General features: G+C 43.4%; 18 protein-coding genes, 1 tRNA gene and 1 pseudogene. 10 read left to right on the top strand and 10 right to left on the bottom strand.

Translation table 11 applies throughout. From position 1 onward, the window contains the following. Positions 1-12: 12 nt before the first annotated feature. Positions 13-723: a 3-deoxy-D-manno-octulosonic acid kinase gene (locus B158_RS0103315; protein ID WP_018623925.1), complete on the bottom strand. Its 711-nt coding sequence runs from the start codon at positions 721-723 to the stop codon at positions 13-15. 84 nt (positions 724-807) lie between these two features. Here B158_RS0103315 and B158_RS0103310 point away from each other — a divergent pair, with 84 nt between their 5' ends. Continuing rightward, entirely contained in the window at positions 808-1,890 is a 1,083-nt protein-coding gene (locus tag B158_RS0103310) for a glycosyltransferase family 9 protein (RefSeq protein WP_018623924.1), read from the top strand. Here the strand turns inward: B158_RS0103310 and B158_RS13635 are convergent. The 3 genes from B158_RS13635 to B158_RS0103290 all read right to left on the bottom strand — a co-directional run bounded on the left by B158_RS13635 (position 1,852) and on the right by B158_RS0103290 (position 4,846). Then, the gene (locus B158_RS13635) at positions 1,852-1,980 is read right to left on the bottom strand and encodes a hypothetical protein (RefSeq protein WP_265596416.1); all 129 of its coding nucleotides are present in this window, start codon (positions 1,978-1,980) and stop codon (positions 1,852-1,854) included. The two genes, B158_RS0103310 and B158_RS13635, sit on opposite strands and share 39 nt — an antisense overlap. Positions 1,981-2,166: 186 nt before the next feature. Next, entirely contained in the window at positions 2,167-2,817 is a 651-nt protein-coding gene (locus B158_RS0103300; protein ID WP_018623923.1) for a winged helix-turn-helix domain-containing protein, read from the bottom strand. Positions 2,818-3,253: 436 nt separating this feature from the next. After that, entirely contained in the window at positions 3,254-4,846 is a 1,593-nt protein-coding gene (locus B158_RS0103290; protein ID WP_228127055.1) for a BamA/TamA family outer membrane protein, read from the bottom strand. A 289-nt stretch (positions 4,847-5,135) separates the two neighbouring features. Between B158_RS0103290 and B158_RS0103285 the strand changes: the two genes are divergently transcribed. The 6 genes from B158_RS0103285 (at position 5,136) to B158_RS0103260 (ending at position 10,629) form a co-directional block, all read left to right on the top strand. Then, the gene (locus tag B158_RS0103285) at positions 5,136-5,915 is read left to right on the top strand and encodes a hypothetical protein (RefSeq protein WP_018623920.1); all 780 of its coding nucleotides are present in this window, start codon (positions 5,136-5,138) and stop codon (positions 5,913-5,915) included. 13 nt (positions 5,916-5,928) lie between these two features. Continuing rightward, the gene (locus tag B158_RS0103280; protein WP_018623919.1) at positions 5,929-6,783 is read left to right on the top strand and encodes a hypothetical protein; all 855 of its coding nucleotides are present in this window, start codon (positions 5,929-5,931) and stop codon (positions 6,781-6,783) included. Between the two features lie 5 nt (positions 6,784-6,788). Then, positions 6,789-7,484, top strand: a complete 696-nt coding sequence (locus B158_RS0103275) for a hypothetical protein (protein WP_018623918.1) — start codon at positions 6,789-6,791, stop codon at positions 7,482-7,484. 70 nt (positions 7,485-7,554) lie between these two features. Then, positions 7,555-9,456 (top strand): aminotransferase class I/II-fold pyridoxal phosphate-dependent enzyme, encoded by a 1,902-nt coding sequence (locus B158_RS0103270; protein WP_018623917.1) that lies wholly within the window; start codon positions 7,555-7,557, stop codon positions 9,454-9,456. A gap of 128 nt (positions 9,457-9,584) precedes the next feature. Then, entirely contained in the window at positions 9,585-10,103 is a 519-nt protein-coding gene (locus tag B158_RS0103265) for a TlpA family protein disulfide reductase (RefSeq protein ID WP_018623916.1), read from the top strand. A 262-nt stretch (positions 10,104-10,365) separates the two neighbouring features. After that, on the top strand, positions 10,366-10,629 hold the full coding sequence (locus B158_RS0103260; protein WP_018623915.1) for a hypothetical protein: 264 nt from the start codon (positions 10,366-10,368) through the stop codon (positions 10,627-10,629). A gap of 142 nt (positions 10,630-10,771) precedes the next feature. Here B158_RS0103260 and B158_RS0103255 read toward each other — a convergent pair whose 3' ends face one another. From B158_RS0103255 to tpiA, 6 genes and pseudogenes are all read right to left on the bottom strand, one after another. Continuing rightward, positions 10,772-11,134, bottom strand: a complete 363-nt coding sequence (locus tag B158_RS0103255; protein ID WP_018623914.1) for a hypothetical protein — start codon at positions 11,132-11,134, stop codon at positions 10,772-10,774. A 16-nt stretch (positions 11,135-11,150) separates the two neighbouring features. Then, positions 11,151-11,549 carry a hypothetical protein gene (locus B158_RS13665; RefSeq protein ID WP_407635756.1) on the bottom strand — a complete coding sequence of 133 codons (399 nt, stop codon included), beginning with the start codon at positions 11,547-11,549 and terminating at the stop codon, positions 11,151-11,153. Continuing rightward, positions 11,529-11,681: pseudogene (locus tag B158_RS13625) on the bottom strand (RHS repeat-associated core domain-containing protein); the annotation flags it as partial. The pseudogene B158_RS13625 and the gene B158_RS13665, both read right to left, overlap by 21 nt. A 71-nt stretch (positions 11,682-11,752) precedes the next feature. Further along, positions 11,753-11,838 (bottom strand) — tRNA-Leu (locus B158_RS0103245). Positions 11,839-11,855: 17 nt separating this feature from the next. Then, positions 11,856-12,317, bottom strand: coding sequence for a preprotein translocase subunit SecG (gene secG / locus B158_RS0103240; protein WP_018623912.1), 462 nt, complete (start codon positions 12,315-12,317; stop codon positions 11,856-11,858). A gap of 4 nt (positions 12,318-12,321) precedes the next feature. Next, positions 12,322-13,074, bottom strand: a complete 753-nt coding sequence (tpiA, locus tag B158_RS0103235; protein ID WP_018623911.1) for a triose-phosphate isomerase — start codon at positions 13,072-13,074, stop codon at positions 12,322-12,324. A gap of 417 nt (positions 13,075-13,491) precedes the next feature. On the opposite strand from tpiA, the gene B158_RS0103230 reads away from it, so the two are divergent. From B158_RS0103230 to B158_RS0103220, 3 genes are read left to right on the top strand one after another with little or no spacing between them, the layout of a single operon-like run. After that, positions 13,492-14,838 (top strand): Na(+)-translocating NADH-quinone reductase subunit A, encoded by a 1,347-nt coding sequence (locus B158_RS0103230; RefSeq protein ID WP_018623910.1) that lies wholly within the window; start codon positions 13,492-13,494, stop codon positions 14,836-14,838. Between the two features lie 11 nt (positions 14,839-14,849). Continuing rightward, positions 14,850-16,055 carry an NADH:ubiquinone reductase (Na(+)-transporting) subunit B gene (locus B158_RS0103225; RefSeq protein ID WP_018623909.1) on the top strand — a complete coding sequence of 402 codons (1,206 nt, stop codon included), beginning with the start codon at positions 14,850-14,852 and terminating at the stop codon, positions 16,053-16,055. Further along, complete coding sequence (locus tag B158_RS0103220) at positions 16,048-16,809, top strand: Na(+)-translocating NADH-quinone reductase subunit C (RefSeq protein WP_018623908.1); 762 nt, start codon at positions 16,048-16,050, stop codon at positions 16,807-16,809. The genes B158_RS0103225 and B158_RS0103220 overlap by 8 nt, the downstream gene beginning before the upstream one ends.

Here is a 16,809-nt window from a genome sequence, read left to right as displayed (position 1 = left end):
TATAAGTCGGCATTAAGCTTCATACCCTTCTACCAAATGCTGCCAATCGCTCTCCTGCCAGTTGAACTCAGGTAATTTGGCTTTCTCCTTACGAAGTGAGCGTTGCAGCCTTGCCAGATTGGTTTCCAGCCTGGCGCTAGTATTGGCAAGCAGACGGCCCTTATCAAAATCTATCAGCCAGAAGCGGCTCTGATCATCCAGCAGAATATTATGGATGTTTAAGTCAGAATGATAGACACCCTGTTCATGAAACTGCTTGATAAGTGAACCAACCGCTCGCCACTCGTTAGCAGATAGTGAACGCTGTCTCAAAACATGAAAAAGGTCCTGAGTGTTTTTGATCAGTCCAATGATGATTGAAGCGCGGTAGGTAAACCCATTTTTTTCTACCATCAAAGCCACAGGCTCTGGTACTGGCAAACCTTTCTTCTGCATTTTTCTTAATAGAGAAAGCTCACGATAGGCTCGTGTGCGTTTTAGACCAGTAAACAGATAAGAGTCTTCAACCCACTTCGATAAAATACCGCCCCTGTAGTATTTTCTAAGCACGAACTGTTCGTCCCGCTTCTGAAAAAACCAGGTAGTATTTCGTCCGGTTGAATGTCCGATGATAGCTCCCTGCTCTGCTAATAGTTTTGCATCAAACCAGTCGCTGGTAACTTTGCCGCGATAGCGCTTCGTTGTCACCAGGAACCGATTTCTGTCAACTTGTTCAATTTTCACAGAAACGTATGCGGGACTGATGGTTGGTTTATCGCCTACTATACATTAAAATCGTCGCAAGTCCCTAATTTTCAAGGCCATACTGTGTTAAAAGACTTTCCTCAATCGCCGCAGGCTATCTGCATTTTGCGTCTTTCTGCCATTGGCGATGTCTGTCATGCAGTATCCACCGTGCAGGCTATTCAACGTCAATATCCTGAAGCACTCATTACCTGGGTGATTGGAAAGGTAGAAGCCCAGCTGTTAAAAAACTTACCCGGTGTTGAGTTTATAGTCTTTGATAAAATCAAAGGTATTAAAGCATACGCTGAATTGCGTAAGGTAATGAAAGAGCGTCAATACGACATTCTCCTGCACATGCAATTAGCCTTCCGCGCCAATCTTGCGGCCTATTTTATTCCTGCCAAAATCAAACTTGGCTTTGAAAAAAAGCGTAGTAAGGAATTACACTCCTTATTTGTGAATCACCATATTACCGACAGCAAAGGGATGCACGTATTGGAAGGTTTTCGTGATTTTGCTCGTGCCATTGGAGTACCGGACAGTGATCCTTTATGGAATATTCCACTGCCCAGGGAAATAGAACTATGGGCAGAGAATCAACTTCCTCAGGAACCATTTATTGTTATTTCGCCGGGGGCAAGTAAGGCTGAGAGAAACTGGCTGGCAGCACGCTACGCCAAAGTAGCAGATTATTGCCACAGTAAAGGTTTTAAGGTGGTGATGACTGGCGGGCCGAGCACTATGGAGCGTGAGCTGGGTGATAGTATTTTAAGTCACAGCAAAAGTCCGATTATCGATATGATTGGCCAAACCAATTTAAAACAACTGCTGGCAACGCTTAAAGCTGCTCAATGTGTTATCGCACCGGACTCAGGGCCTGCTCATATGGCAGTTACTCAAGGTACACCCGTCATTGGTTTATACGCTCATAGCAATCCCAGACGAACAGGCCCCTATCTATATTTGGATTATGTTGCTGATGCCTATACTAAGAATGCGACCCAGCAGCTTAATTGTAATGTGGAAGACCTTCCTTGGGGGTATCGCTTAAAAGGGGACAACCTGATGCAACAGATATCTGTTGAACAGGTGACCCGATTAGTTGATCAAGTAATAGAGAATGTTCTAAACAAAAATGTTGTAGATCAGAATAGTTACCAATAAGGCTGCAACAGCACCCTGACAAACATTTAAAAAGACATCTTCTGCATCATACTCGTGCTCATGTTTCGGCTTAATTGCTTTAGGCTTCATGGATTTCTCCTTGCTCTCGCTGTTATCCAATGAGCTTATAGTATTTGACAAGTTAGCTTGAATGTCCTGTTCGGGGCCTGAATCTTTTACACCCTTCAAAAGCAATGACTTAGATCAAGTCGTGCAGTATTGTTTAGCTATTCGTCAGACTTTCTTAAGACAAATGGTGCAAAAATAACTCAAGTGTTACGAAAAAACGATAATAATGGACTGCACCAACAGAAGAGACAGTAGTATTAACAATACAAGTTTAAGCTTCTTATGCTTATTTACTGTGTCTTGATAGTCACCAGCTTTCTGCTTATCAACAAATATACGCAAGTTAATGGTTTTCAGCTCAGCAGGGCTGGCCAGCCGTTTAGCTTTTTTCTCTGATTTAATCTCGTCCGAGATAGAAAATGAATGACCATTTGTGCCGTTATGTGAAATCGGTGCCCTGTCATCATGGCGTCGGCCATATTGAAAATGACCGTTGGATTTGTTTCTTAATTCATTATCACCCTGCAAAATACTATAGGCAGGTTCAAGGCATAGCATATAGCCCTGGCGTGTAATAGTTTTCAGTTGGGGACTTCGGTGCTCTTCGACCTGTCTAAATGTTTTACGCAATTTCGATATGCTGCAATAAATAGCATCATCAGTAATGGAAACACCATGCCACACCTCGCCCAGTAGATCGTCTTTTGAAACCAGCTCTTCCGCGTGTTCATACAGGCAAACCAGAACCTGCATGACTCTTGGTTCAAGATCATAAGATTGGTTGTCGATGGTAAGCCTGTTGAGGGCAGGATCAACCTGCCAGTCAACAAGATTAAAGCATCGCTCGGTGTGAGGCATAGCCAGTTCCTTGTCTCTCGACGGGCTAAAATATTAAGGACTCTAATAGCGGACTTCGAATCCTTTGACCACAAAAGTCATCAAAAGTTACCTGTCTTCGTTAAATTATACTGAAAATAATCATACCTACCAGTAAAACCGCAATGACTGCCCAGCATGCATCCAGTACATAATCCTGCACATCAAATTCGTGTGTTTTATGGGTTTTAGTGTTCATATCCTTACTCCTTTTCAGTGTCTAAACAAATGTCTTGTTTCTACTTATCAGACACGAAAAAGAGCGGTACCGTTGTTAGTAAATGTAACCGAACATTTCGCTGCTCAAATAACTGTACCATTTTTGGGAAAGCATGAAGAATGTATGACAAATTATGTTTGGAGACACACATCACAATAGATTTTGCAGAAACTTTTGCAGTGACTGAAGGGAGTAAAATTAAAAACTGGTGGTTGCGGTGATACTAAAATCCCACTCACTGAGAAAATCGGAGTTAACTGGTTTAGCAAAATTAATGTTGACCAGATTGCGGCCACTGGAGCGTGAGAAGAATAAGCGGATACCGAGCCCTACTGACACCAGAGTCCCCTCCTCCTGATTAGGATACAAGGTATCACCTCTTGCCCTGCCAATATCTGTAAAGGCTGCAAATCCGACATCAACCAGTTTGAATAGATTAATTCCGGGATAATATCGCTTCTCCAGGTTTAGCAGATAAGCTTGATCACCATGCTGATACTGTAACGGGTAACCTCTTAAGCCAGACTCTCCGCCAATGGATATTGGTCTATCGATGAAAGGATTCTCCGCCCCCCAAAATTGCAGTTTGCCATACCAGATTCGAGTATCCGAAGCGTGATGGAAATATTCATAACCCAATGAGTAATAGTAAGTAGGAGACAATCCATTTTCAGGCTCAACCCCCTCACCAGACAGCCAGGTGGTATAAATATGTTCCTCATTTATTTGATTGGTATAACGTGAATACCAATACCAATGGAGTGCTTTCTGGTATTCGGAGTTACTGGTATTAACACCCAACCTGACATTATGCCGCCAGCCCAGCTGAACATCCTCTACTCGACCAATCAGGTACAAGTTTCGGGTTTTGATAAAGTTATCTTCAATGTACTCCAATCCTAACCATGGATAGCTGAAGTCACGTTCTTGCGGGAGCCCGATGGTTAATGGCGACTCCATGAAAGTATCTTTTCGTTGGGTATAACCAAACTCATAGCGAATGGTTCGATCATTGACTAGACCTTCAGATATGCCATAAGACCCTTCAAAATGGTCGATCTCATGACCAAAGACATTAATCTCTTCATCATTACTGTAGATGGTGTCTTCTCGACGCTCGGTATTGATATAAAGCTCAGCACCCCATTCATCATCCAAAGTGTAGAAAGGCTTGCTTAGACCCAAAGAATATTGCTCACCATCTGATGTGTCAGATAGAACCAGAGATGCCTGTAGATGATTTTCAGTTGAGACCTGAGAAGACAGGACGAGCGAATAGCCGCTTCTTTGCTGCTCCTTGAAATAGAGCATAGTGGCTCTAAGGCCGTGTCCAAGTAAATTATCATCTTCGATTCCGTATGAATATTCAGTGACGCCTCCCTTTCGGCTGACATCCACCTTAGGTACCAGGGTCCAGTTTTCCCACGTATTAACATCAATAATAATGCCGCCGTTTTCTGACTTTTGCCAGGTCACTCGGGCATCACGTAAGAATGATTTGGAACGCAAGATCCTTTCCGCTTCATCAACGGTGCGCAGATTAATCAAGTCGCCTTCCTTGAAAGGCAATAGACGACGGATAACATAGGGGTAGGTATCGATGTGCAGTTTGTCTGCAGTTTCATACAGCCATCCAGTTCTTTCTTCCTCACTAAAAATGGGATTGACTGTAATCTGAATTTTTTCAATTTTGACTTGCTCTTCGGCTTGCCCAATGGTGGCAGTAATCGTCAGCATGGCTGCCACCACCATCAGATTTGCTACCGCTACAATTGCTCTACAAGCCTTCAATATAGGTCCTTTTCTTAATTTAGCATGACAAACCAACCCGTCTCTATTTTCATAATAGAACGACTATACTCAGTTGTCATGTATTGATTTTTTCAAATCTTTTCATAGAGTTAGCAATGCAAATTTGACTATCTATGGTTATTGACAAAGTATAAGCCATTAACTAGCATCACTGACAAATGGAATTTTAAATGGTTACTCAAATACAGGAAGGACACAGGTCTCATGATGAGCAAGTGGTTTTCTGTAATCAGTTTTACTAACCAAAACCAAAGACAAGGAGAAAGTTATGTCTGGAAGCAATGAAGCCGTTGAACTGGCTACCCACCTACCCGAAATCGGTTTTCCCGAATTCACTACCAAACTTGTAAGTGATGTATTTGACTCATTAATTGCATCTAACTTACGTCAAACCGAAGCTTACGTTGAGCTGTTAAAAGAAACCGGTAAATCACTGCAGGCATTTATCAATGACACCAAGGATGACATTGATGGCAATATGCTACTACAGTTCTTATCTAAAGTTGTAGGCGCTGATAATGATGGTAATCCTGTCGTTAAGCCCGGAGGTTCTCTGACACAGGCACAGGCAGCGGATCTTAACAAAGCCGTTGAAGTCAAAGACGCCGGTATCGACTCTGACAATAAAGTTGTCACTCACGGTTCACTTGATGATACCAAATTCCAGAAAATTCTGGATGCAGTTGCCAATCGCCTTGCTGCTGATAAATATACACTTCTTAAAGAAATGGTTAAGCAAGGTCTACTTCGCTTAGTCATTGAACAAGGTGAAATTGAAACACGCCTGACCTTTAACACTTACGGTTCATCTTATCTGCAAAATCGTTCTACCGATTACAACCGTAAGGACTTTAACTTCCGAGCTAAAGCAAAAACCGGTGGTCTTTTATCAGGCTGGGTTAAAGCTTCAGCTTCAACCTCCTATAACAGTGTTAAAGTTTCAACCGCTACTAAGACCGATATTGACCGCTCAAGTAGTAGCGTACAAATTTATGGTCGTGTGCATCTGAACTTTAAAACTGATTACCTACCATTAGATCAAGACTAAGCGGGAGACCACCATGTCAGAAGAAATTTTGACGCCCGCTGATATGGGCTTCGCCGAGTTTGTGGCGAAGCTCATTTCCGAAGTGTTTGATGCAGTGGTCACTTCACAAGCGGAGCAAGAAGAAAAGCTGCTAGAAATTAAAGAACTGGTTAGCCAACCAGAAGAATTGTTCGTTGATAATTTGCTACAGGATGACGTATTTCTGGATCAGATTGATCGATTGCTAAAAAGTTATTTTCCAGCAAACAGTGACAAAAATGTTCATGCCATTTACGAAGGTGCGCCCTACAAAGTAAAAAAAGGCAACAGCCCTGAATCACCGGCTATCCTTGAGCATCTAGGACTGGATTTAAGTGAAAGTGAATCTGCCAAAAAGAATAAATTTACCAACAATGACGTGTTGGAAATTTACCGTGCTGCAGCAAGACCTTTTGCTCAACAAAAACGCCAAGCAATGATTAATGCAATAGAGCATGGGTTTTCCAATATCATTGTCGACAGCGGAAAAATTAATGCCAAGTTTACGTTCAATACCTCAGTGGAAAGCGAAGAAACCGAACAAGAGCCTGCTCCTTCTAACGGCAATGCGGCTAAACCTAAGCCAAAACCTAAAGCTAAAAAAGCAGTGCTTGATAAACGCATTAAGCTGAAAGATTCACTTCGTAAATCAGTCATTGATAAGCAAACATTTGATGTACGCAGTCGCTTAGTTTCCAATCCTAATTTAAAGGCCAGTATTTTAAAACCTACCTTAGCAAAGGATGTGAAGGTTGCTATCAAGCCTGCCAATAATCGCGATCCTCAGGCATCGACCACCACTGCCAATATCTACAGTGAAATCGAGCTTAACTTTAAGTCAATCAGGTAAGCATTATGCCAAGGGTTGATTTAGAAGACATGGTTCATCTGGTGCATGGCGAGTTAACCTCTGCCCTAGCCAGCACCAGTACATTTTATGACGCACCGATGGTGGAGATATCGTCCATCAAGGTGCGCATGGGGCAACACCCTGAATCAGCCAACAGTCACAACCTTAATCTTGATACCAAACGCTATCCCTTAGCAAAGGATGGCTGGCAGCTAGAAGTAACCTATGACGCTAAATCTAAGAAGAACCGTAATTCGCTTAAGCAATTCAAGCAAACAGGGATACCCAGCATCAATGCTTATAACTACCTGTCCAAGCTTCCTGTTCGTTACCTTAAATTAGCCACCAACAAAATCCAGCTGGCTCTGACCAGGTCAGGCTTCAAAACTCTTGGTGAATTGACGGAAGCCAAACCTGCGGATTTGTCACAAGTTACAGCCGTCCCTTTCTCTAATTTGCGTATCTTGCAGGCGGCAGCACGGTTATCCCTTTCTGATCCCAATGTGTTTATACCCGAACCAATTCTTCAGCAATCCTTAAGTCAGTTTCTTGATAGCTTCCCAAAGCTCAACGACGCCGACTACAACTACTACAGCTGGAACAATCTTGAAGTTATTTTTGAATGGATCCAGCAACTTGAACTCTGTCTCGATTCCACCTTTATTAAAATGCTTACCTTTGAAAAACTGCTAGAAGAATAATTCCTGCTTTGCTTTCTGGTCCTGCTTTTATGTATGCTTATCGCAAGTCATAACATAGCTGGAACTTATAGTGCTTCCTTTACTGAAAATTCTTCTGATTGAAGACGACAAGTCTATTCTTTCTGAATTAACTCATAATCTGTCTAAAACCATCGATAATTTTGAGCGTACTGATGTGACGCTAGAGGTGATTGAGTGCGAAACATTGGCCAAAGGTCTGGAGTATATTCATGATGACGGTGACATACAGGCAGTTATTCTCAGCTGGCAAATTAGAGAAAACGCCATTGCCAATCGTTATGCTCAATTTATCAGCGAGTTAAAGTCAATCCGACTTGAATTACCTGTTTATGTATTAGGAGATGATAGCAAAGGGTTGGATATCGTTAATGAATCAGAAGATATCGAATCCTTCTTTTTCAAGGATGATGTGCTATCCGATCCCGAGTCCATTCTCGGTTATATCATCAACGATTTTGATGACCGATGCGAGACTCCTTTCTGGACGGCTTACAAACGCTATGTGGCTGAGTCTAATGACTCCTGGCACACCCCGGGGCACAGCGGCGGCGCCAGCTTCCGAAACTCACCCTACATTAGAGACTTTTATCAGTTTTATGGCCGCAATGTTTTTGTCGGCGACTTATCGGTTTCGGTCGACTCGCTGGGTTCACTTTCTGACAGTACCAATTACATCGGAAGAGCCCAACAGGCCGCAGCCACGACTTTTGAAGTGAAGCGCACCTATTTCGTGACCAATGGTTCGTCTACCTCGAACAAAATTATTCTGCAAACGCTGCTACGCAAAGGCGATAAGGTCATTATCGATCGCAACTGCCACAAGTCCGTTCATTACGGCATTTTGCAGTCAGGTAGCATGCCCATTTATCTATCCAGCATCCTCAATCCCAAGTACGGCATATTTGCACCGCCGTCGCTGGCAGATATGAAGAGGGCGATTGAGCAAAACCCTGATGCAAAGTTACTGGTGTTGACCGGCTGCACTTATGATGGCCTGTTAAGCGATTTAAAACAAGTGGTGAATTTAGCCCATAGTCACAACATCAAGGTGTTTATTGATGAAGCCTGGTTTGCTTATTCTCTGTTCCACCCACAGTTTCGTTATTATTCGGCAATTAACGCTGGCGCTGATTATGTCACGCATTCAGCGCACAAAGTGGTGTCTGCTTTTTCGCAGGCCTCTTACATTCACATCAATGACCCTGAGTTTGATGAAGATTTCTTCCGCGAGATTTTCAGTATCTATGCCAGCACCTCCCCAAAATATCAGCTAATTGCCTCGCTGGATGTGTGCCATAAACAGCTGGAGATGGAAGGTTATAAGATTTTAAATTCGCTGCTAAATCATGTTGCAGAATTCAAACAACAAATGGCCTCGTTAAATAAAATCAAAGTGCTCGATGGCGAAGACTTCAAACATATATTCCCACATTTTGAATCGGATAATATGGGACATGACCCACTGAAGATCCTGATCGATATCAGTGAACTACCATACTCACATAAAGACATTCACAAATACTTGTTGGACGAAGTGGGACTCGAAATCGAAAAGTACACCCACAGTACTATATTAGTTCTGTTAACGCTTGGCGGTACCCGTTCCAAAATCATTCGTCTCTATAACGCACTAAAAAAGCTCGACAGTGGCCGGGTAAAACTCACCACCTCAAGTAGACGTTCCAAAATACCGGATAACCTCCCACCCATCGAACTGGCCTGTCTACCGAATGAAGCATTTTTTGGGGAACGCGAATGTATCCCCATTTCTGAAACCGAAAATCGTATTTGTGCCGGCCTAGTGACACCTTATCCACCAGGCATACCACTATTGGTACCGGGCCAGATTATAAGACGCCAACAACTGGATTATCTGGCAGCATTGACCAATCAGAACCTAACCATTCAGGGCAGTTTTGATGGCGAGATTTATGTGCTGAAAGAAGATTAGAGTCATGGTTAATATGTACCTGGAAGATCAAACCTTGTATATTCCCAAAGGACTCACAGCAAGATAATTCAGTGATTATCCTTTATTCTTTTATTTTATTAACACTTGCCGTATTCAAGGAGTGACTTTTGAAACAACTACTTTTATCCGCCATCTGCATCTTAATCCTCTCTGGATGCGTTTCCACTCAGACATCTTCTCCAACTGACACCAACCCCGTAGCAGCAAAACCTAAATACGAAACCTACATTCAAGTCGGTCAGGTGATGCCACTTCAAACTGTCACTACCATCGATGGACAAAACATTGATTTGACCAACCCAGACAAGCGCAAACTGGTTATTCTTTTTGCTACTTGGTGCTCCGATTCTCAACGCGCCATGAAAGCACTCCACGAATCAGACATCCTCAATCAAGAAGACTTACAAATCGTAGCTATTGCTCGCGAAAATACGGTTGAAGAGATTGAGAAGTTCAGACAAGAAAGAAATATCACCATTGACTTGGTTGCCGACGTCGATCGAAGTATATATAAGCAATTCGCGAGTGCAGGCATTCCGCGCTTTGTTATGGTGGATAAAAACAACCTTATCGTTAACGAGGTGTTAGCGGAAGGCGAAAACCAGATAGAGTTGATTCAGTGGTAATCATCATTGAATTAACTTGTAACGCTAAGTAGGGCTTCGCCACTGGAAGCCTTACTCTTATTTTTTTGGGGATTCCTCAGACTCTGCTCTGGGCCATTAATTTACTTGTAATCAATATCAGAAATTGTACTCTGACCCCATTAATTTCTAATTGCACAGTGACATAATTGGTTGGTAAAGCAATCATTTAGTATTCGCAGAATTTCGACGTGTTCTAGTCACTATTCCAGTACATTATCAGAAAACCAAGTCGGTAAATCTCATGCAGCACAAGTTGTTTCTTGAAATTATAAATAGAGATGACCCTAAATTACGGTTGGCCTATAACCAGACCGATAATTGCTGGGGGTGGTATGGTTATGATGGTATGGGAAGATATGCATTCCTAGAGATTAGAAATAAAGAAGTTTTAAGCTCAGTTAAGCATTACTTTAAGCATAAGCTCATTAGGCCAACCGAAGATATTTACGTAGTTGAAGCAGGTTGTGAGTGCACCATCTATGAATTAGTTGGCGACTCAGATTAAATCTCATTAAAAAAGCCAAATAATCTGTAGCTTCAGATTATTCTAGTACTCAGCATATTACTTGCAACATGAAATATACCAAAATCGAAGATGCCAGAGCTTTGTTAAAGTAAAGGTGCGTCGAAACGCACCCTACGCTAGCTTATTTACCCTTATATTTTATTTCAATATCCTCACAGGAAAGTTTTATTATCCCTCCTGGAGAGCATTTTATTTCAATCTGAAATATTCCCTTTAAGGATAAAATGCTAAAATCATAAATGCTAACCTGGTTACTAGATATTTGCAGGTTTAAATCTAAAGAAGACACTTTGCTGAATACTAAAGTAATAGGACATAGCCCTTCATATTCAGGAAGCCCTTCAAAACAACTGTTTAAATCATCGATGTCTAATGTTAGCACTCTTTGAATACTCTCCCAAGTGAACGATTCAACAACAGCATCATGCATGCCGCCCCGTTCCTCGATAAACTCTTTGGGATTTCCGCCTATATTTAAAGTCATTTTTTATCCTTTCTAATTACGGAATTGCTGCATTTGCAGGAATTGTTCCCCACAGTGGTGGAAACAGCGATGGAATCATTCTGACACATCTATAAATAATATAAGTAGCACCGCCTACAGCCACAACTTTAACAGCTGTTTCACAGTCACTACCAGAATCACACATTCCTTCATCATCAGGAAATTCTGGAACCTCCTCACCTGGAGGTAAGTGCTTCTTACCACCGTTAACATGCCAATGATTTTTACCTCTCCAACCTGGCTTTCCTTCTTGAGCTGGATGCCACTCAACAGATGTTCCAGATTCATGATCCCATTTTTCACCATGAGGATGTCTATGTCCGTGATCTCGTGACCATCCATCACCAAGTTCGCTAGGATCATTAGGTAATTTTGCTAATCCAAAAGGATCAATAAAGTTTACCGGGTTCCCGCCAACATACCCATAGGTATTGATACCACCATTCAATCCTATTGGGTCTGATTGAATGTAGCGTCCTATCTCTGGGTCGTAGTCTCGGAAGTAGTTGTAGTGTAACCCCGTTTCTTTAAATTAATGGGGTCAGAGTACATTTATTTTGGCCATAAAAAAAGACGTCCAAAGACGTCTTTTTAATTTGGTGCTCAGAGCGGGACTTGAACCCGCACGGCCTACGGCCACTACCCCCTCAAGATAGCGTGTCTACCAATTCCACCACCTGAGCAATAGAGAGACGATCAATTACTGATCTTGATCGTCTTCTTTAGTTTCTTCTTCAGTTGCTTCCGGAATTGCTTCAGAAATTGTTTCGGCATCTGAAGTTGGAATTTCTGTGCTGATTTCTTCTTGAGTTTCAGCTGGGATCTCAGAAGGAATTTCGTCTTGTGCTTCTGCTGGAATTTCAGCAGGTTGCGCAGTAACTTCTTCTACCTGAGTCGCTTCCGGGTCATCCAGTAGTCCTGACTCTGTTGCTTCGTTCTGGCCAATGGCATGAATGGTCAATGCCAGTGCGAAGAAGATGATGGCCAGGATTGTGGTACTTTTGGTTAAAAAGTTACCAGCGCCAGGTGCGCCAAATAATGTATTAGAAGCGCCAGCGCCAAATGAAGCGCCAATTTCAGCTCCCTTACCTTGTTGGATTAAAATAATGCCAACCAAAAGTAAGGCAACAATTAACAAACTGATCATTAAAAATAATTGCATCGTATTATCCTGCTATGTTGCAAATCGCGATAAACTCGTCTGCTTTTAAAGAAGCCCCGCCAATCAATCCACCATCGATATCGGGCTGGGCCAACAATTCTTCGGCGTTCGCAGCTTTCATGCTGCCGCCATATAATATCTTAATTGATTCGGCGACTTGAGCATTCTTGTTACGCAAATGCGCGCGAATCGCTGAATGAACTTCCTGAGCCTGGTCTGGCGATGCTGTTACGCCGGTTCCAATTGCCCATACTGGCTCGTAGGCTACTACTATGTTAGCAAACGCATCAATACCCAAGGTATCGATTACAGCATCTAACTGCTGTTCTACTACTTGCATAGTGGTGCCTTTTTCTCTTTGTTCAAGGGTTTCCCCAACACAAAGAATCGGTGTTAAGCCACACTCTATAGCCTTGCCTGTCTTGTGAGCCACCAAAATATCGGTTTCGCCATATAAGCTGCGACGCTCCGAGTGGCCAACAATAACGTATTGGCAACCGTTGTCTTTCAGCATGTCACCGCTGATTTCACCGGTATAGGCGCCCTGTTCCTGTTCGCTTAAATCTTGTCCGCCAACAGCAATGGCTTTGTCGCCAATCAGGTTCTTAACTAAAGGGATATAAATAGTGGGAGGGCAAACCAAAACATCGCTTTTCATTGCCGCATTCAACTGCCCAGTCATGCCGTTCATTAATGATTCGATGAATGACTTATTGCCGTGCATTTTCCAGTTGCCTGCGATCAGCTTAGTGCGCACTTGGATGACTCCTCTTTATTACCGCTTAAAACCTGTGCTGATTACCTGTTTTGCCAGCCATTTTGACATCAAACGCCCAGCGGCAATCGCCCCTTTTAACAAAAGGGCGCAAATATTAACCGAGGGCTGAGATTAAAACAAGCTCTGTTGACTCTGATCAGCAGTTTTTGGCTTTTCTGGGCCGATTTCCCCAGAAAAAGCATGGATTTTGAGCTATTGATCCAAGTATAATACGCGCCGTTTAAGGTCGATTGGCTAAATTTTGACCTTAATTTGGAACTATGGCACCTGAAAACCCGTAATAACAACAAGATATGACTGGTTGTAGCTAGCTACACACCAGGTTTTTTTGTTATGGGTCGGTTTTGCAGCGTCCATAGTGAAGTGACAACCATCAGGTAATAAAAGTAGCGACCTATGATTAAGATTAAGAAAGGCCTGGACCTGCCAATTGAAGGGCAACCAGAGCAAACGATCTCAGCTGGTGCTACGGTAAAAACCGTCGCCATATTAGGCGAAGATTATGTTGGCATGAAACCGACCATGCATGTGCAGGAAGGTGATGTAGTTAAAAAAGGCCAATTGATCTTCGAAGATAAGAAAACCCCCGGAGTTAAATACACTGCTCCAGCAGCTGGTACGATTAAAGCCATTAACCGTGGTAATAAGCGTAAGCTGTTGTCGGTAGTGGTTGAAGTTGCCCAGCAAGAAGAAGCGGTCAGCTTTAATAAGTTCAGCCCTGAACAGCTATCTGGCTTGAGTCGCGAAGCGATTGTCGAGCAAATGGTTGAATCAGGTATGTGGACTGCTCTTCGTAAACGTCCCTATTCAAAAGTTCCTGCAATCGATGGTGAGACTCAGGCCATTTTTGTTTCAGCCATGGATACCAATCCACTAGCGGCTGATCCTGAAGTCATTATCAGCGAGCAGAATGAAGCCTTTAACTTTGGCTTGGATATTCTTGCTCAACTATCCGGTGACAAGGTTTTTGTGGCGACTCGCCCTAATTCATCTCTTACCAAGAGCAGCAATGCCAAGGTTAAGTATGAAGAGTTCTCTGGCCCGCACCCTGCAGGCTTAGTGGGTACTCACATTCATTTCTTATACCCAGCATCTATGAGCCGTCCAGTCTGGTACATTGGCTATCAGGATGTGATTGCTCTGGCTAAGCTATTTATTGATGGTGAGCTTCATACTGATCGTGTTATCGCTCTTGGCGGTACCATGATTAAGAATCCTCGCCTGATTCGTACGCGTGTTGGTGCCAGCCTGGATGAATTATTGGCTAATGAAGAAAACGATGCTGATAACCGTCATATTTCAGGTTCAGTGTTAAGTGGCTTTAATGCCATTGATGCTCGCGCCTATCTTGGCCGTTACCACAATCAGGTCACTGTCATCCGCGAAGGTCGTGATAAAGAATTCTTCGGCTGGGCTATGCCTGGTTCTGATAAGTTCTCGGTCACTCGCGCATTCTTTGGTCATGTGTTCCGTAATAAGCGCTTCAACATGACGACTACTACAGGTGGTTCTGAGCGTTCGATTATGCCAATCGGCAACTACGAGCGTGTCATGCCTTTGGATATTCTGCCAACTCAGCTGTTACGCGCTATCGTGACGAATGACACGGTGCTGGCACAGGAACTGGGTTGTCTGGAGCTGGACGAGGAAGATTTGGCCTTGTGTACTTATGTTTGCCCAGGCAAATACGAGTATGGCTCCATTCTTCGCGAAAATCTGACCAAGATTGAGAAAGAAGGATAAGAGAGGCTACCATGGGTTTAAAAAACTTTATTGAAAAAATCGAGCCGCATTTTGAGAAAGGCGGCAAGTGGGAAAAGTGGTATGCCTTGTATGAAGCAGCGGCAACCATTTTCTATACACCAGGTCACGTTGCCAAAGGTGGCACACACGTTCGCGACAACATTGACCTGAAACGCATCATGATCATGGTCTGGTTTGCTACTTTCCCGGCCATGTTCTGGGGTATGTGGAACGTTGGTTATCAGGCTCAGCTTGGTTTGGCTTCAGGTTTAACACTTCCTGACGCCTGGCAAGTAGACTTCTTCCAGTTCTTCGGCGGCGCTATTACGCCTGAAACTGGTGCGCTTGGTCTAATGTTCTATGGTGCCTGTTTCTTTATCCCAATCTATGCAGTTACCTTTATTGTCGGTGGCTTCTGGGAAGTTCTATTTGCCAGCGTTCGCGGCCATGAGATCAACGAAGGATTCTTCGTCACTTCGATTCTTTTCGCATTGATCCTGCCTGCTGAAATTCCGCTATGGCAAGTAGCTCTTGGTATCTCCTTCGGTGTTGTAGTTGCTAAAGAGATTTTCGGTGGTACTGGTAAGAACTTCATGAACCCTGCATTAGCGGGTCGTGCTTTCCTGTTCTTCGCTTATCCAAGCGAAATTTCAGGTGCTGAAGTCTGGGCTGCTGTTGACGGTTTCACCAGCGCTACACCTCTAGCAGCCGCTGCTCAAGGTGCTATTACCGACTATGGTATTACTCAGAGCTGGTGGGACGCTTTCCTTGGCCGTATCCCCGGTTCAATCGGTGAAGTATCAACGCTAATGATCATCATTGGTGGTCTGTTCATCATCTATGCCCGTATCGCTTCATGGCGCATCGTGCTGGGTGTACTGTTCGGCATGATCGGCATGACACTTATCCTTAATTCAATGGGCAGTGAAAGCAATCCTATGTTTGCAATGCCTTGGTACTGGCATTTGGTTACAGGTGGTTTTGCCTTCGGTATGTTCTTTATGGCTACCGACCCTGTATCAGCCTCATTGACCAATAAAGGTAAGTGGTACTTCGGTGCATTAATCGGTGTCATGGTGGTATTGATTCGTGTGGTCAACCCTGCATTCCCAGAGGGTATGATGCTTGCGATTCTATTCGCTAACCTGTTCGCGCCATTGATTGACCACTTCGTCGTGCAAAGCAACATCAAGCGGAGGGCTCGTCGTCATGTCTAAGAAAGAAAGTCCAATGAAAACCATTGTAGTGGCAGTCATTCTGAGCTTGGTGTGTTCAGTTGTAGTTTCTGTTGCTGCGATTAAATTAAAGCCTTTACAGGAAACCAATAAGGAACTTGACCGTAAGCTCAACATCCTTATTGCTGCCGGTTTGATCGATGGTCAGGCGCAAGCGACCAAAAAACAAATCGAAGAAACCTTTAAGCAAGTTGAAACTCGCGTTGTTGACTTATCAACTGGTGAGTATGTAGAAGCTCCTCAAGGTTTCGAGCAACGTAAAGCTGCTAAAGATCCAAGCATGAATGTTCGTATTGAAGATGATATTGCTGGTATCAGAACCCGTTCTAAATTGGCTAATGTTTATCTGGTCAAAAAAGACGGTCAATTGGATACCATCATCCTTCCTTTCCATGGCTACGGTCTTTGGTCAACCATGTACGGCTTCCTGGCCCTTGATACCGATACTACAACCGTAGTTGGTTTGAAGTATTACGATCAGGCGGAAACTGCCGGTCTTGGTGGCGAAATTGAAAACCCAAAGTGGCGTGCAATCTGGCCTGGTAAAGAAGTGCTCAATGAGCAGGGCGAGCCTGTGATTCAAATCGTTAAAGGCGAAGCCAAAAACGAACATCAGGTAGATGGCCTGTCTGGTGCTACCTTGACCAGTAACGGTGTAGAGAACTCTTTACGCTACTGGTTAAGCGATGATGCATTCGGACCTTACCTGGCTAAAGTAAGAGCGGGGGAATTGTAA

Origin of the sequence: Kangiella aquimarina DSM 16071 (genome assembly GCF_000374105.1) — a bacterium.
GTDB classification, from domain to species: domain Bacteria; phylum Pseudomonadota; class Gammaproteobacteria; order Enterobacterales; family Kangiellaceae; genus Kangiella; species Kangiella aquimarina.
Note: the sequence above shows the minus strand (reverse complement) of the source record. Positions and strands in the feature narration are given on the sequence as shown.

Bases quoted from the DNA above. Each gene is read 5' to 3' on its own strand.
- B158_RS0103225 (WP_018623909.1), top strand. From the start codon at position 14,850: ATGGGTTTAAAAAACTTTATTGAAAAAATCGAGCCGCATTTTGAGAAA.
- B158_RS0103280 (WP_018623919.1), top strand. From the start codon at position 5,929: ATGTCAGAAGAAATTTTGACGCCCGCTGATATGGGCTTCGCCGAGTTT.
- B158_RS0103260 (WP_018623915.1), top strand. From the start codon at position 10,366: ATGCAGCACAAGTTGTTTCTTGAAATTATAAATAGAGATGACCCTAAA.
- secG (WP_018623912.1), bottom strand. From the start codon at position 12,317: ATGCAATTATTTTTAATGATCAGTTTGTTAATTGTTGCCTTACTTTTG.
- B158_RS0103230 (WP_018623910.1), top strand. From the start codon at position 13,492: ATGATTAAGATTAAGAAAGGCCTGGACCTGCCAATTGAAGGGCAACCA.
- B158_RS0103285 (WP_018623920.1), top strand. From the start codon at position 5,136: ATGTCTGGAAGCAATGAAGCCGTTGAACTGGCTACCCACCTACCCGAA.
- B158_RS0103220 (WP_018623908.1), top strand. From the start codon at position 16,048: ATGTCTAAGAAAGAAAGTCCAATGAAAACCATTGTAGTGGCAGTCATT.
- B158_RS0103275 (WP_018623918.1), top strand. From the start codon at position 6,789: ATGCCAAGGGTTGATTTAGAAGACATGGTTCATCTGGTGCATGGCGAG.
- B158_RS0103255 (WP_018623914.1), bottom strand. From the start codon at position 11,134: ATGACTTTAAATATAGGCGGAAATCCCAAAGAGTTTATCGAGGAACGG.
- B158_RS0103300 (WP_018623923.1), bottom strand. From the start codon at position 2,817: ATGCCTCACACCGAGCGATGCTTTAATCTTGTTGACTGGCAGGTTGAT.
- B158_RS13635 (WP_265596416.1), bottom strand. From the start codon at position 1,980: ATGAAGCCTAAAGCAATTAAGCCGAAACATGAGCACGAGTATGATGCA.